Here is a 15,654-nt window from a genome sequence, read left to right as displayed (position 1 = left end):
TCACCTTTACCACATCTCTTTAAATCATTAAATTTCAGAATGAGCATCTATTTAGAAACTTGAAACCTACAGCCAAATGAATAGCCAATGCACGAACAGCAACAAAACCATGTAAAAGCACAAATTGAAAATACTCGGCAGCGCAATCCATCCTTTCATCACTAAGCGGTCAATCAGTGGACTCAGCAACTTAAAAAGCACATAGGCAATAATCGCTTGTACCAAAAGGATTGGAATATAAATCCCATAAACATTGATCTCACCCATGTGACACACCTACGCCATATATTTCCGAATACATCTGTTCTGTTGAGACATGCCCTATGCTTTCACAAATATTATTCAGAGAAATCAACATTCTTTGAGCCAATTGCTCATCGTCAATCTGCTGTGAAATTCTTTGTAATACTGCTATTTGCTGTACGATTTGAGCTGAAAAATGGTTCAAAGAAAGCTGTTTTTCTTGTCGTTGAAAGTACTCAGCAAGTTGCTGCTGCAAGAGATTTACTTCACTTTGCAAGTCAATGCATTCAGGCAATTTGTGACTAATCTCTTGTAACCGTACTAAATCAATAATCGAACTACTCTCAATCAATGCATTTTGAATCGAGGTTTTAATTTCAGGATTCTGAACCATTTTGGTATTCAATACCCCGACACGATCTAACATACCTCGCAAATGAATTTTAAACTCGCTGCCATAAGAGAGTGTCAGTGCCTGACGCATGGCTTGATAATGCAAGGTTAAAATCCGTGTGGCACTGGTATCAGGAGAAACTGCCCGTACAAGATCAATCACGATCAATGAAACCAATACACCAAGCACCATTGCAAATGAACTATCCAAATAAGAAACAGCATCTATGCTGTATTTGTTATGTAGATTCAGCCCCATCATGGTATTAATCCCAAGTACCATTCCCACAGGCATCAACATCTGATTTGCCATCATGCTGACAGCCACCAAAAACACAGGAAATAGAACCAGAGCCAGTTGCCAAAAATGCGTGACATGCGGAAAAATACCGAAAGCATATAAAAATACCAGTCCTGCCGAAACAATACTGCCCCAGATAAAGATTCGTAGTACAGGCACAGGATTATCCAAAGCGGTCAAAATACAGGCGGTAATTGCCCCCATCTGTGCCATCATAAAGCCTGCTTTCCAGCCTGAAAGAATCCATGCGCCTGTTACAATGAAGGTGATTAGAACCGCACTGATTCCACCTCGAATCGCAATTCCATGATCACGATGCAAACTTGGATATTTCGTCGTTATCGCAGTGATTTCTGTTGGAATTTCTTTATTGCCTTGCTGAATCTGCTGCCAAAGTAATTTGACCGCTAGAATATTGGTAATAAAATGGCGAACATCCATTTTCAATGCTGCCAATACAATTTGTTGTTCGGGCGTCGCAATTGCAATTAATTCAGAAAAATCTTCCTCAAAACCACGAGGCAAGGTCTGCAAATCCGTAGGGATTAAAACTTTCTCTTGTTTTAAAAATGCCAAACTATGTTGATGGATTTTATTCAAATGCGGAGCAAGATTAAGCAGTTGCATGTGTTCAAGCTGTTTTACCCGTTGAGATAATGCGACGAGATTGGCCACCACCAAAGACACTTGATGTAGCATTTCCTGTAAGGGTTTAGTCATTCCCTTCAATTCACCTTTTTCATAAGCCAAATGTACAGCCAAGGCATGAATATCAGAGGTATCACGGGTAATGACCGACAGAATTTGTGTGTAATTCTCAGGTGTTTTTTGAACTGTTATCAGCTTTTCAAAAATTGCTTCTAAATCATTGAGTGTTTTATTGACACGCTGCTTAATCATTGCACCAACATGAACAGGAAAAAATGTCGCCGAAACAACGGCTGTCGAGATGACCCCCACAGAAATTTCCAGTACCCGTGCAACAGCGATATCAAAAATATTATAAGTATCAATATAGGTAATTGCGTTATAGACAATCATTGCCGTCGAATAACCTGCCAACATAAAGACGTAACTACGTGGCGTTCGGTCTAACAAAGAAACATATAAAGCAAAGCCTACCCATAAAGACAAAATAACCGTGAATAACCACGGCGTATTGATAAAATACGGTGTCAACATCAAGGCAATGATCGCCCCTGCCACAGTACCAATCAAACGATAAACACATTTTGAAGACACCATGCCTGAATAAGGATTGGCAATAATCATCACTGTTCCAATCGACCACATCGGATTAATCAAATCCAGCTCAAATGAAATAAACAATGCCAACATGCCTGCCACAAATGTTTTGCACGCAAAGATGAGGTCGAGTCGGCTCGGTCGAAAAGCCAACAATTGTTTAAATAACATGAACGTGTCTCTATTCAGCGTCAGTCTGATTAGTCCTATCTACAACGCCACAACTTGATGTGACGAATCACCTAACTGACTTAAAAGTATTAAATCAGTCCGATAGGAATAAAGCTGATGATTTGGAATGGTGCGCAATACTTGGAGCTTTTGAAGACAATTCCCCTAAAAGTTATTATCCAAATAAGACATTGTGCTACCAATTTTTCCAAAACACAGCAAAATAGTCAACATAAATTATCACCATTTGATAATTTTTAATTTTAATTTAAAATAATACTCATAAATTCATCATCAATTCTCAATTTGATCCTGAATTTATTGATCAAGAATAATCCGACTTAAAAGTCCATACCCGACTTCAGGCTTTTCTGTTATAAAGCAATAAAAGTTCGATTTTCACGTTATTTTAAGGAGTAGACAACGCATCATGGCAATTTCGAGTTTTGGTAAAATTCTCACCGTGCTGGATTTATTTTCGGTTTCACGTCCGATTATCAATGTCGATATCATTTGTGATGAGCTTGGTCTCTCCAAACCCACTGCCTATCGCTACCTTAAAGAATTGGTTTCTAGTGATATTTTGAAACGGATTAGTGGCACATCGGGTGATTACACTTTAGGCTCTAAAATTGCCGTTCTAGATTATATTTCGCATAGCACTGATCCTCTGATTCAAATCAGCATCCCTTTTATGCGTGACATCGTAGATCGGACTGAATTGTGCTGTTTACTGACTTATCTCAATCATGACTATTGTATTGATTTACATCATGAAACCTTTAAAGAAGCTGAACTGATCTCATACGGTAGAGGTTGCCCACGCCCTGTTTATGTAGGTGCATCACCCAAGATCGTGATTGCTCATCTGAGCAAGCAACAAATCCAAGCCTACTATCAACAATTTACGCAAGAACTTGCTCAAGTTGGATTTGCAGAAAACATAGATGAATTTATGCAGCAAATGCGAAAGATAAAAAAACAGGGTTTCTATTTATCACAAGGTGAGATTGACCCAATGGTGTGTGGTCTCTCTGTACCGATTCGCTTTTCCACCAAAGAAGCACCGATTGCACTTACTTTAGTCGCTTCAAAGAATCGTTTTGACTTTCTGAACATCCAAAAATTAATTGAAATTTTGCAAAATAATGCCGCACAAATTGAACATAAATTTGCAACACTTTCAGAAAATCAACTTCCTTAAATGTGAGAATTTTAAAAAATACTTACATTTTTATACGTTGTAAATATTATCAAATTCTCATATTATGATTATGTTCTTCAGCATACCCTTTAAAAAAAAGTGTGTGACTATCCTCAGAGAACTAAGCTCATCCTTGTTATGGGCTTTTTTCTTAGCTACAGTTTTATGAAGCCATAAAAAAGCCTTCTATATCGAGAAGGCTGTTTAAAATACCAATCAAATTAACACATAATTTTATTGATCAATCTAGCTTCAACGAGCATCTGTTCAGTCTGATCAGCGGTCATTGCAATTAGATATTTGCCATTGGAATAGTAAAGTGAACCCTCGATATTAAGTGCATAACCCAACACACCTCGCTTCAATACTTTCTGTTCTCCATCAGCCGAATATTGAATCAGCTCCCAATTACGAGGGATCACACCTGCAAACTTTTCACCTGCACTTTGATTTTGTTGCAAAGCTTTCTGAGCTTTAATTAAATTACCTTCAACAAATAATTCTTCTTCTGATTTCTGTCTTGCCTTAGCTGGATTGGCACCTGAAGTTGACTTCAGAGATTCACCCGTATAACGCTGCGTAAAGAAATCTAACCAACCAATCACAGCACGAATAATTTTAAAAGGTGCGTATAAAATATCTTTAAGTGAACTCCCACTATAACTCTGATTTTTATATGGACGTTTAAGAAAATACAATTGCCCCGTTGCATCGATTTGTGGCTTATAAAAATCATAGCGAGGATCACTGATTATTGTTTCAAGCTCCCCTGTCTTGAGATTTAAACGACAAATTTCTTTGGGCCCAACACTGACATTGCCTTGTTGATCATAGGCAAAACCACAACTATCGTAATACACAATATCAGGCTGTTGAGGATCAAAACAAGGATGCTCATCTTGGCAATCCCCTTCAGTAATATATTGAAGTCGACTTGAGTCCAGCCCTAGCACACAAAGATGGCGTTCATAAGCATATCCTTTGCTTGCCGATAAAATTAACCGTTTATTCTGAGCTTCATAATCCAAATGATGGACAACAAACTCATTATTCCTCAACACGAGCGCTTCTGCTTGCTGCGGGTCTAGCAATGATTTGATATAAATTGCACAACCATCTTGTAATCGTGCTGCATAAATCATCTGTTGATCATCGGTTAATACTGCATCAACAGGAAAAATATTGGCAAATTCATCAGTATCATCATACTGACCCATCCCCATAAATTGAGCACCAGTACCTGTTGTTTTCCATTGCTTACGTTGCTTAATTTCTTGCAAATTTTTCTTATATTGGCTCACGGCTTGGCAATCAATGCTTTGCGTTTTTTGACCTTGAAGTTGATGGAGTGCTTGATTTGATAAATATAATAAAGATGACATGTAATCGTGTTCCTAACTTATCATTTTTAGCATTCACGATATTGATTTAACCCAATAGTGAATGCCTTGATTATCTAGATTTCTTATTAAATTTGAATAAAACGTTGCTGAAAAATTATGTTTTAAGGCTGTTTCAAATATGGCCATGCAGCTTTCATATAAATGAACATCGACCATAAGGTCAAAATAACAGCAGCATAAAGCAGTGCATAAGCCCACATTTCCAATGGTTTCCAATTCAATAAAAACACACTGATCGCAATCATTTGAAATGCTGTTTTATATTTCCCGACAGTTGAAACTGCAACGCTCGTACGGGCACCCAATTCTGCCATCCACTCACGAAGTGCAGAAACGGTGATTTCACGAGAAATAATGACAATTGCAGCAAAAGCCATTGAAATCGTCGGTTGCCATTGCACCAGTACAATCAATGCAGCAGCAACCATCAACTTGTCAGCCACAGGATCAAGAAAACGACCGAAAGCAGAGGTCTGATTTAAAGTTCGTGCCAAATATCCATCAAACCAATCCGTAATTGCTGCCAGTACAAATATTGCTGTGAGCACCAAATGACGCATCATGCCGCCATTATGCTCAGCAATTCCAATTGCTGGTGGCCAATATGCAATCACCAAAAAAACAGGAATGAGGGCAATACGTGCCAAGGTTAAAATATTAGGAATGTTCAGGATTTGCCCTGTACTCATAAACACCGCCATGTTGTTTGCATCAAATAAGCATGTCGCATAAAGGATGTGCCGAGATTGTATCCATATGTAAGCAACTTTATACGAAATGCATCGCAGTGTCGACTAGGCAAAAACGGCAACTGTTTGTCTAAGTATCGCAATCAGGCGATTTTCACGATCCCAAAGATAGGCATATTCTGTTGAATAGCCATGTTCAGCATATTCAGTCACCACCTTATATTTAAACCAGTCCTGTAGTTGATTTGCAATTGGATGCAAATAGGTAATCTGCCATGTTAATGAGCTTGCAGGCGCAGGAGTTTTAAACATCGGTAACACACCTGGTGGCCAGACATCCATTAAAGCAAAAAGATCTGCCAATTTCATGTCACGGTTTGTATGCAAATCAGGACTAAAACGACTCCAACCACCAAAATCAGGCAGTTTACTACCCGCCATAGGATAGCTTCCCTCAGCCCAACAGAGTTCAAACTGTTGTAAACATTGTGGCATCAAACCTTCGATATAAGCCGTCTTATCCAATTGTTCAGGTTGAGGATAATGAGGGACTTGTGGCAAATTCTGAACATGAATACGAGATTCACGCTGTGCCCCAAAACTTGCAATGAGGATACTTTGCACAGCATCGGCTTGCCATAATCTAACTTCTAAGGTGGTGACTGACTTGCCTTGTCGTAAAACCTCAGCCGTAAGCTTGGCTTGTCTTTCTTGTACAGGCCCAACAAAAGTTATATTGCAGCTTAATAACTGTTTTGCAGCATCATTCACGACACTCAAGGCTTTTTGTGCAAGTAGACCTGCAACTAAACCACCAAATACGGTACGACCTTGTAACCATCCTGATGGAATATCAATCCATTCTTGATGTTCAACCTGCTGGTATAATCGAAGCAATGACATCTTTTTTCCTTAATCGTCAAAACATCCCATCTTTGAATGTTTTTATCTATTTGTGAATGATCATTGACGCATCAGTCATTGGGAGATTTGGTCACTCCTTTAACACTGGAACTTACAATTTATCTAAATAGAGTTCTAGTGGCGCCCCAAGCCAAGTTGCATATGTCGTATGTGCTTCAATTTCATGATCGAGAATCGGATGAATCAGAACAGAAAAGCCTAAACATTCTTGGCTAAGCATTTGGTGTACATAGTCAGCATCTACATTTTCATATTCGAGTTGAAACATCGGTTTTGGTAAAGGACCTACTGCACGGTTTAATAACCGTCCAACAAAAATCCGCTTTGGAAAAATGTGTAAAAGATGCTCTCTTAAACAGATAATTTCTTGCTCATCTTCTAGATCAAAAAAAATATGGGCATGGTATTGCATAGATTGGCACCTACTATTCATGCAAAATCTTATAAATTGTTCTCGCCATCACTTCACCCAAACCCGATACCAACATCAACTCTTTTTCTGATGCTTTTAATACCCCTTGTATGCCACCAAAATGAGTCAGTAAATCTCGGCGACGTTTTGGGCCTAGTCCTGGGATCGCCTCCAAGACCGAACTACTACGGCGTTTATCACGCTTTGCTCGATGCTTAGTAATCGCAAAACGATGGGCTTCATCTCGCACTTGTTGAATGAGATGTAATGCTTTGTGATCTTCGGGCAATTGAATCTTGGTACCATCAGTGAAATGCAGTGTTTCTAATCCTGGCTTACGCCCTTCACCTTTAGAGACACCAATCATAAAAGCATCAAGCGCTAATTCTTGCATGACCTCCATCGCCATATGCAACTGCCCTTTACCACCATCAATCAAAAGCAGGTCAGGTAACATATTTTTTTTATAACGGCGTATCAACGCTTGGCGCATCGCCGCATAGTCATCACCACCCGTAATATCCTGAATCGCGAATTGGCGATAATCTCGTTTTCTCGCCCCACCTTGATCAAAGACCACACAAGAAGCGATTGGTGCTTCACCCATAGTATGACTGATATCAAAACATTCAATCCGATCAATTGGACGACCCACCACTTGTTCAAGTTGGTGAAACCTTTCTGTTAATTCTAGATGATTACTGAGTTTGCCTTTAATCGCATGTTGTACATTCATTTGCGCCAGTTCTAGCCACTCAGCTCGCGTCTCACGCACTTTATGTTTAATCTGTACTTTCTTATTAAACGTTTGTTGTAATGCCTCTTCCAACTGTTTCTGATCTGGGATATCGACATTAATAATCAGTTCTGTTGGTACTTCATCAGCCACTTGAAAATAAAAGTTTGCCATGAAATCGCTCAGCATTTGAGCCAAATCATCTCCCAACATATCAGGAAAATAACTTTTACCACCCAGCATCCGCCCATTACGCACATACATGATTTGCACACAGGTCACACCTGCTTGATAGGCAATCGCTAAAATATCGGCTTCACCCTTGATTTTAAATACTGCTTGTTGTGCCTGAACCTCTCGCAACAAAGCCAAACGATCGCGATAAAATACCGCTTTTTCAAATTCGAGTGCTTCGGCAGCTTGTTCCATTTTTCCAATCAATTCTTGATTGAGTTCTTTGGTATCCCCTTGTAGAAAACGGATGGAGTTATCAACATCTTCTTTATAGTCTTCAGGGTTAATCAAACCTACACAGGGTGCGGTACAACGCTTGATTTGATACTGTAAACAAGGGCGTTTACGTTGAGAGAAATAACTATTTTCACACTGACGTACATTAAAGAGTTTTTGCAAAATCAGTAAGGTATCTCTAGCACTATAGGCACTTGGATAAGGGCCAAAGAACTTACCAATTTGATGCTTGCCTTTACCACGTCCACTGGCAATTCGTGGATAAGGTTTATCTGCTGAAACAAAGATATAGACGTAAGATTTATCGTCACGCAACATAATATTGTATGGCGGGCGATGTAATTTAATCAGATTTTGTTCGAGTAATAATGCTTCAGTTTCAGAACGAACAACTAAGCTTTCTATATCATAAATACGAGTAACCAAGGCCTGTGTTTTTGGATGGTCAATGGTTTTAACAAAATAGCTCGATACACGATTCTTTAAATTCTTTGCCTTACCGACATACAATAACTCCCCGTCTTTACCTAGCATTTTATATACACCAGGCAATTGGGTCATATGAGCAAGTATTTTCTCAATGTGTTCACGAGCGTTTGGATTCACAGAAAACCTTATTTAACCAATTCAATCACTAATCCTAATTCAATATCATGGGGACTCGTAGCTGAAAAGTCTAGCCAAACATAGGCTTGTAGCACATGAAGCGATCATATTAAATTAGAGCCCTGTGAGCGTTTTCAGCATAATTTAATTACCTATTCTAGAGCCGAAAATATATCTAAAGCATCATAAGACACGGTTTTTTTAGCACTATCTATCGTAATGCGCTGATGGGTAAGAAATGACTTCGGAAATCCATATTGGACATAGGGATAAAATTTTGCATTTAAGAATATTGGTTTGAGCTTTTGAAAATCTTTATTTGACTCATCACTGAGATAAATACTTGGATAGCCAACTTGTTCGACATCTCCATGTTCATTTACCAATAATTCCAAAGTTAAATATCGGTTTTCCTGACTTAACTCATTTGCATTAACGTTTGTAATTTTAGGGGGAATCCAATATTGAGGAGCCTCAGATAAACTCTTAATTTTCGTTAAGTCGATATAATTATGTGCTTTCCAACTACATTTCAGATCATTTTCTGTGATTTTCTTTAAAATTTGACCATCCTCCATCTCGAAAGAAACATGAAAGGTATATTTTTGTTTCTTGGCAAGATTTTGAATAAGCTCCCTACAAAAAATTGCCGTCGTCATTTTATTAAACCTCTGATCAAGCGCATTTATTTTATCTTTTCCAAAAATATCTTTATTTAAGCTCCCATTCATAAAGACCACATTTATATGAAAACCTAAGTTGCCATCTTGATGAAAAAATATTTTGATATCACCATTATCCCAACGGTATCGGTTCATTTTCTCTAATTGGTATTGGTTGACCTTTTCCAACTGTTCACGTTTTTCTGTAGATATTATCGGCTTTCTCTCTACTGTTTTTTCTTTAGTCTCTTTTGGATTCTTCTGAATAATTGAGTGATTCGGCAAAGTCTCTTGCAAAATAAAAAATAGAAGCAATACTAGAAATATGGTTGTATTTATTGACATTATTTTTAGCTCAGAACATATAAATTGACCAACATATTATGGTCATATAGAACGCATATCTTAAAATAAAAAAGCGCATCTTTCGATACGCTTTCAACACAAATTCTTTTATTTAATCAAGCATTAAAGATCAAATAATTTTCCTGGGTTCATAATCCCATTCGGGTCAAAAGCCAACTTCAATGCTTTCATATATTCAATTTCTTCAGGTGAACGAGAATATTCCAAATATGGCTTCTTCGTCATCCCCACACCATGCTCGGCAGAGATCGAACCATCATATTTTTTCACCGTCTCAAACACATATTTATTCACGACCTGACACTTCGCGAAAAACTCGTCTTTGGTTAAATTTTCAGGTTTTAAAATATTTAAGTGCAAGTTACCATCACCAATATGACCGAACCAGCAAATTTCAAAATCTGGATAATTGTCTGCAACGATCGCATCAATTTCAGCAATAAACGCAGGCACATGCGTAATCAACACTGAAATATCATTCTTATAAGGAATATACGGCGCAATTGACTCTGAAATATCTTCACGTAAACGCCATAAGCTTTGTGCTTGCTCTAAGCTTTGGCTCATTACACCATCAATCACCCAACCTTGCTCCATACAATGCTCAAAAATCTGCATTGCTTTGTCCATGATTGGTTCATAAGGTGCTTCAAATTCGAGTAATACATAAAATGGGCAAGTTGTTTCAAATGGACGTTGTACATGACCACGATCCAATACTTTTTGCATTGCCACTTCACCAAAAAACTCGAATGCCGTTAAGTCGATTTCTTTTTGGAAGGCATGTAATACAGGCATCACCGCTTCAAAGTCAGGCGCACCCAATACCATTACTTGTAAATTGTGTGGTTGACGCTCAAGTTTAATCTCAGCTTCCGTGACTAAGCCTAGTGTGCCTTCACCACCAATAAATAAATGCTGTAATGCATAACCTGTGGCATTTTTAATCATGCCTTTATTTAAACGTAAAATGTCGCCTTTACCCGTCACCACGGTTAAACCAAGTACCCAGTTACGTGTCATACCATATTTGATGACTTTGATGCCGCCTGCGTTAGTCCCGATATTTCCACCAATTTGGCTTGAACCTGTTGATGCAAAATCAACTGGATAGTACATGCCCTGCTCTTCGGCGTAGTTCTGCAATTGTTCAGTCACTACACCTGCTTGTACACGTACCATACGATCCGCAGGGAAAAACTCCAAGATTTGATTCATCTTGTCAAAGCTAATCACGATTTCGCCATTGGTCGCGACTGCACCTGCCGAAAGTCCTGTACGACCACCCGATGGCGTAATCGCGATATTGAATTGATTGGCAAGTTTGACAATCGCTTGAACTTGCTCAGTGCTTGAAGGGAAAACGATGACTGATGGGTTCGGATCAAAATGTTTGGTATGATCTCGCCCCCAATTTTCCAAACTATCGGCATCGGTTTTAATACGGCTTTCACCCACAATTGCAGTTAATTGGGTTAGTAACTCAGGTGTCAAATCGACTGAAGCATTCATCGTTTACAGACCTAGCAAGAAGTAAATATCGGGCTTTTGGATGGCAATATAATATTTTTCAATCCCTTAAAGAAATAGGTATCGAAACATCCAAAATATAGAAACGCGAGCGAAAACATCAAACTTTAAATTCATCAGTTTGATTATCGTATTTCTTTATTTTACATGTAAGCAGCCAAGGGATAAAGCACAGGATAAGGATACTGGCACAACAAAATGTGTATAAACACGATAATTCATTCGAAACTGAAAAATTATCAACAATTATGCTGCGCTAATTTTAAACGAAATATCTATAAGTCAAAGCGATATGCTATGATACGGCAACTAAATTTTGGCCTTTGTAGCGGAGCCGTAATGAGCCAACATCTATCACTACCGAAAGACAAAATCCGTTTCCTTCTGTTAGAAGGTGTGCATCAAAATGCCATCGATACATTAAACGCTGCGGGTTATACCAACATCGACTACCACAAAACTGCACTTGAAGGTGAAGCTTTAAAAGAAGCGATCAAAGATGCTCATTTTGTTGGTATTCGTTCGCGTACTCAATTGACTGAAGAAATCTTTGAAGCAGCGAATAAATTGATTGCGGTAGGTTGTTTCTGTATCGGTACAAACCAAGTCGATTTAAAAGCAGCGATGTCTCGTGGTATCCCTGTTTTCAACGCACCATATTCAAATACACGTTCGGTTGCAGAATTGGTTCTTGCTGAAGCAATTTTATTACTTCGTCGTGTACCTGAAAAATCAAAAGATACACATGCAGGCGGTTGGAACAAATCTGCGGTCGGTTCTTTTGAAACACGTGGTAAGACTCTAGGTATTATTGGCTACGGTTCAATTGGTTCACAACTTTCAGTTTTAGCTGAAAGCTTAGGTATGAAAGTTTGCTATTATGATGCGGTGACTAAATTACCGTTAGGTAATGCACGCCAAGTGGGTTCATTGGATGAGCTTTTAGAAACTGCTGATGTGGTTTCTTTACATGTTCCAGATGTTCCTTCTACACGTAACTTCTTCAAAAAAGAACAGTTCGCGAAAATGAAAGAAGGTTCGATCTTCATTAATGCTGCACGTGGTACATGTGTCATCATTGAAGATTTGGCAGATGCAATTAAATCTGGTCACATTGCTGGCGCAGCGGTTGACGTATTCCCGAAAGAGCCAAAAGCAAATGGTGAAGAATTCCAATCTCCACTTCGTGGCTTAGACAACGTGATTTTAACACCACACGTTGGTGGTTCTACCATGGAAGCGCAAGCAAACATCGGTTTAGAAGTTGCTGAAAAATTCGTTGCATATTCAGATAAAGGTATGACTCTTTCTGCGGTGAATTTCCCAGAAATCGCATTACCACTTTCTGACGGTCAACACCGTTTACTTCACATCCACAAAAACGTGCCAGGTGTGTTGTCTAAGATCAATACATTGTTTGCTGAACAAGGTATCAATATCTCTGGTCAGTCTTTAATGACCAAAGGTGATATTGGTTATCTAGTTATGGATGTTGACGCATCTGCTTCTCAAGAAGCGCTTGATACGTTAAGCCTAGTTGAAGGCACAATTCGCGTACGTGTATTGTTCTAAGCTAAATTTAGAACAATCTATAAAAAGCCACAGCAATTGCTGTGGCTTTTTTATTCGTATTTGAATTATTATGTGAATAATACACCAATCGTCCAAATAATAAGTTGCTCTCCCAATGCTAAGAACACCACTACATGCTTTATTGTTATTAATGATTGCCATGTTGTGTGTGCAAGGCAGTGGTTCTTTAGCCAAAATTCTATTCCAAAGTTTCCCAGTCCTTACGGTCTCAGCCATGCGTTTATGTTTTGGTGCGATCATCTTGGCATTGATTTTTAAGATTTGGACGATCAATTTTAAAGTGGTGCGTTGGAAAGCAATTCTTAGCTATGGTGTTGCACTTGCAGGCATGAATGCCCTGTTCTATTTATCACTTGAACGTTTACCTTTGGGCTTAGCCGTAGCCTTTGAATTTATTGGACCACTGAGTGTGGCGCTGTTTCATGCACGACAAAAATATGATTTCATCTGGGTCGGTTGTGCCATTCTTGGCTTGGTTCTATTATTCCCTTTGCAACAAGCACAACAAGGTATTGATTTAATCGGTGTTTGCTTTGCCATCGGTGCAGGCGCATGCTGGGCACTATATATTATTGCAGGGCAAAAGCCATCGGGTATCTCAGGCAATCATACCGTTTGTTTAGGCATGAGTATTGGTATGCTGTGCCTACTTCCTTTCGCAGCCTTTTCAGGCGCAATAGATCGAGTGTTTGAACTTCCCAACTTCTATTATTTTATTGGTCTTGCGATTCTAGCCAGTGCATTACCATTCTCATTAGAAATGATTGCTTTGCGCAGTTTAACCCCACTGAGCTTTGGTACATTAATGAGCTTAGAACCCGCTGTCGCTGCGCTTTCAGGCTTTATTTTCTTAGGTGAAATATTGCTTTGGAATCAATGGCTCGCACTAGGCACCATTATTATTGCCTCAATCGGTTGTACCTTTACCACTCAACAGGCTAGACAACAAAAACAGGCTCAATAAAATGTCACTGCATGATCATAATATTGTTTTCACAGCATATAATCATCGTGCCTATTTTTAGGTCTGTTTACTTTGATTTTGTAGATCTCCCATGAAAAATATTCAGTTGGTCGCTGTGCTATACATGGTTCTTTCCATGGTGGCTTATCAAATCAGTGCTTCATTTGCTAAACAACTGATTGCGACACTTGATCCTCTCACTGTGACCATTTTAAGGTTGAGCTTCGCCACTATTCTAGTTGCGATCATGTTCCGCTCATGGAAAGTGATCTCCAAACTGAAATACCTAAGATGGCGAGATTTACTACTATATAGCGCTTCTTTGGGCTGTATGAATATCTTATTTTATACCTCTCTGGGGAAACTCCCTCAAGGGATTGCGGTTGGTCTAGAGTTTATTGGCCCTCTCGGTTTGGCTTTACTTTCGATTAAACAACGTAGCGATTACATCTGGGTGGCTTTTGCCATCTTGGGCATTGCGCTTATGGTGCCTTGGCACAATGCGAACACCCAAGATTTTTCCTATCTTGGGGCAGCCTGCGCACTTGGTGCAGGCTTATTTTGGGCCTTATATATTTATTTTGGACACCGAGTGGTTCAACAGAATATTGGTATGCATGCGCTCACCATCGCGATTGGTTTATCGGCATTCACCTTGTTGCCTTTTGGTCTTTGGAATAATGCGCCTGCTCTACTCGACACTCAATATTGGGGTAAAGCGTTAATCATTGCGATCCTAGCGACTGCGATTCCATATGCACTTGATCTAATGGCGCTAAAACGTTTAAGTAAACTCAGCTATGGTACGCTCTCAAGTCTTGCACCTGCACTTGCGGCTTTAGCTGGACTGGTATTACTGCATGAACAAATTAGTTTAATTCAATGGGTCGCGTTGGCTTGTATTATGGTGGCTTCAATTGGTGTCACTTTACGAGGGGAAAAGACATAATATTTTCCACCCTATCACTGCCCCGTAACGATTTGATAACCCAAGCGACAAATTAATATACTGACTAAAATTAGAAATAAAATACGGATAAAGCCACTACCGTATTTTAGAGCCAAACGTACGCCCAATAATGAGCCTGCAATATTGGCTGCTGCCATCATCGCCCCCAATGTAAACAATACATGACCCGTTGGAATGAAGAAGCTCAGTGCCGCCAGATTAGTCATAAAATTACCAATCTTAGATAAAGCAGAGGCATGTAAAAAATCCACTTGCAGAAAGCGAATAAAAAAGAAGATAAAGAAGCTGCCTGTGCCTGGACCAAAAATGCCATCATAGAAACCTATCGCTAAGCTACCGAGTGCAGCAAAAAACAATAATTTCGGTGTGATGTGCTGATCCACATGCACTTGCCCAAATTGCTTTTTCATCAAGGTATAAATCGCAATCACAATCAGCATGACCAAGACGATTGGTCTTAAAACATGTGTCGGCACAAGTGAAACACAGGCCGCCCCCACAAAAGCACTGATAAAAGCAAAGATTGCAATCACCGCCAGTAGTGACCACTGCAATTTAACCCGTCGTACAAATGAAAGTGCAGCTGAACCTGTCCCAAAAATCGAGGCGAGTTTATTGGTTCCAAATAATGTTGCAGGTGCTGTTTGTGGCAATGCGCCCATCAATGCAGGGATCTGAATCAGTCCACCACCACCAACTGCCGCATCAATCGTTCCTGCACAAAAGGCAAAGAATACTAAACTGAGGATCAGCTCCCATTCCATCAAGGCA

The 15,654-nt window shown here is 39.3% G+C and carries 14 protein-coding genes; 4 read left to right on the top strand and 10 right to left on the bottom strand.

Annotated features, from left to right (window positions below; translation table 11 throughout):
• Positions 1 to 66: 66 nt before the first annotated feature.
• Complete coding sequence (locus MMP60_RS01500) at positions 67 to 267, bottom strand: DUF1656 domain-containing protein (RefSeq protein WP_018677464.1); 201 nt, start codon at positions 265 to 267, stop codon at positions 67 to 69.
• On the bottom strand, positions 260 to 2,353 hold the full coding sequence (locus MMP60_RS01495) for an FUSC family protein (protein WP_241334656.1): 2,094 nt from the start codon (positions 2,351 to 2,353) through the stop codon (positions 260 to 262). Before MMP60_RS01495 ends, MMP60_RS01500 begins: the two co-directional genes overlap by 8 nt.
• Before the next feature lie 430 nt (positions 2,354 to 2,783).
• Here MMP60_RS01495 and MMP60_RS01490 point away from each other — a divergent pair, with 430 nt between their 5' ends.
• The gene (locus tag MMP60_RS01490) at positions 2,784 to 3,557 is read left to right on the top strand and encodes an IclR family transcriptional regulator C-terminal domain-containing protein (RefSeq protein ID WP_018677466.1); all 774 of its coding nucleotides are present in this window, start codon (positions 2,784 to 2,786) and stop codon (positions 3,555 to 3,557) included.
• Positions 3,558 to 3,778: 221 nt separating this feature from the next.
• On the opposite strand, the gene MMP60_RS01485 is transcribed toward MMP60_RS01490, so the two are convergent.
• From MMP60_RS01485 to MMP60_RS01455, 7 genes are all read right to left on the bottom strand, one after another.
• Positions 3,779 to 4,939: a hypothetical protein gene (locus tag MMP60_RS01485; RefSeq protein WP_241334655.1), complete on the bottom strand. Its 1,161-nt coding sequence runs from the start codon at positions 4,937 to 4,939 to the stop codon at positions 3,779 to 3,781.
• A 122-nt stretch (positions 4,940 to 5,061) separates the two neighbouring features.
• Positions 5,062 to 5,649, bottom strand: a complete 588-nt coding sequence (gene pgsA / locus MMP60_RS01480) for a CDP-diacylglycerol--glycerol-3-phosphate 3-phosphatidyltransferase (protein WP_018677468.1) — start codon at positions 5,647 to 5,649, stop codon at positions 5,062 to 5,064.
• A 105-nt stretch (positions 5,650 to 5,754) separates the two neighbouring features.
• Positions 5,755 to 6,552, bottom strand: a complete 798-nt coding sequence (locus MMP60_RS01475; protein WP_241334654.1) for a thioesterase family protein — start codon at positions 6,550 to 6,552, stop codon at positions 5,755 to 5,757.
• A gap of 112 nt (positions 6,553 to 6,664) precedes the next feature.
• A complete protein-coding gene (locus tag MMP60_RS01470; RefSeq protein WP_241334653.1) occupies positions 6,665 to 6,985 on the bottom strand; it encodes a DOPA 4,5-dioxygenase family protein in 321 nt (106 codons plus the stop codon).
• A gap of 13 nt (positions 6,986 to 6,998) precedes the next feature.
• Positions 6,999 to 8,798: an excinuclease ABC subunit UvrC gene (uvrC, locus tag MMP60_RS01465; RefSeq protein WP_241334652.1), complete on the bottom strand. Its 1,800-nt coding sequence runs from the start codon at positions 8,796 to 8,798 to the stop codon at positions 6,999 to 7,001.
• 152 nt (positions 8,799 to 8,950) lie between these two features.
• Positions 8,951 to 9,805, bottom strand: coding sequence for a hypothetical protein (locus MMP60_RS01460; protein WP_241334651.1), 855 nt, complete (start codon positions 9,803 to 9,805; stop codon positions 8,951 to 8,953).
• Positions 9,806 to 9,928: 123 nt separating this feature from the next.
• Positions 9,929 to 11,338, bottom strand: a complete 1,410-nt coding sequence (locus tag MMP60_RS01455; protein ID WP_241334650.1) for an FAD-binding oxidoreductase — start codon at positions 11,336 to 11,338, stop codon at positions 9,929 to 9,931.
• A 357-nt stretch (positions 11,339 to 11,695) separates the two neighbouring features.
• Here MMP60_RS01455 and serA point away from each other — a divergent pair, with 357 nt between their 5' ends.
• The 3 genes from serA (at position 11,696) to MMP60_RS01440 (ending at position 14,862) form a co-directional block, all read left to right on the top strand.
• On the top strand, positions 11,696 to 12,928 hold the full coding sequence (serA, locus tag MMP60_RS01450; protein ID WP_241334649.1) for a phosphoglycerate dehydrogenase: 1,233 nt from the start codon (positions 11,696 to 11,698) through the stop codon (positions 12,926 to 12,928).
• A 115-nt stretch (positions 12,929 to 13,043) separates the two neighbouring features.
• A complete protein-coding gene (locus MMP60_RS01445; protein ID WP_241334648.1) occupies positions 13,044 to 13,913 on the top strand; it encodes an EamA family transporter in 870 nt (289 codons plus the stop codon).
• 91 nt (positions 13,914 to 14,004) lie between these two features.
• A complete protein-coding gene (locus MMP60_RS01440; RefSeq protein WP_241334647.1) occupies positions 14,005 to 14,862 on the top strand; it encodes an EamA family transporter in 858 nt (285 codons plus the stop codon).
• A gap of 14 nt (positions 14,863 to 14,876) precedes the next feature.
• Here the strand turns inward: MMP60_RS01440 and MMP60_RS01435 are convergent, their stop codons facing one another.
• On the bottom strand, positions 14,877 to 15,647 hold the full coding sequence (locus tag MMP60_RS01435) for a TSUP family transporter (protein ID WP_241334646.1): 771 nt from the start codon (positions 15,645 to 15,647) through the stop codon (positions 14,877 to 14,879).
• Positions 15,648 to 15,654: the final 7 nt, after the last annotated feature.

The organism is Acinetobacter sp. ANC 4805 (assembly GCF_022549495.1).
GTDB lineage: Bacteria > Pseudomonadota > Gammaproteobacteria > Pseudomonadales > Moraxellaceae > Acinetobacter.
Note: the sequence above shows the minus strand (reverse complement) of the source record. Positions and strands in the feature narration are given on the sequence as shown.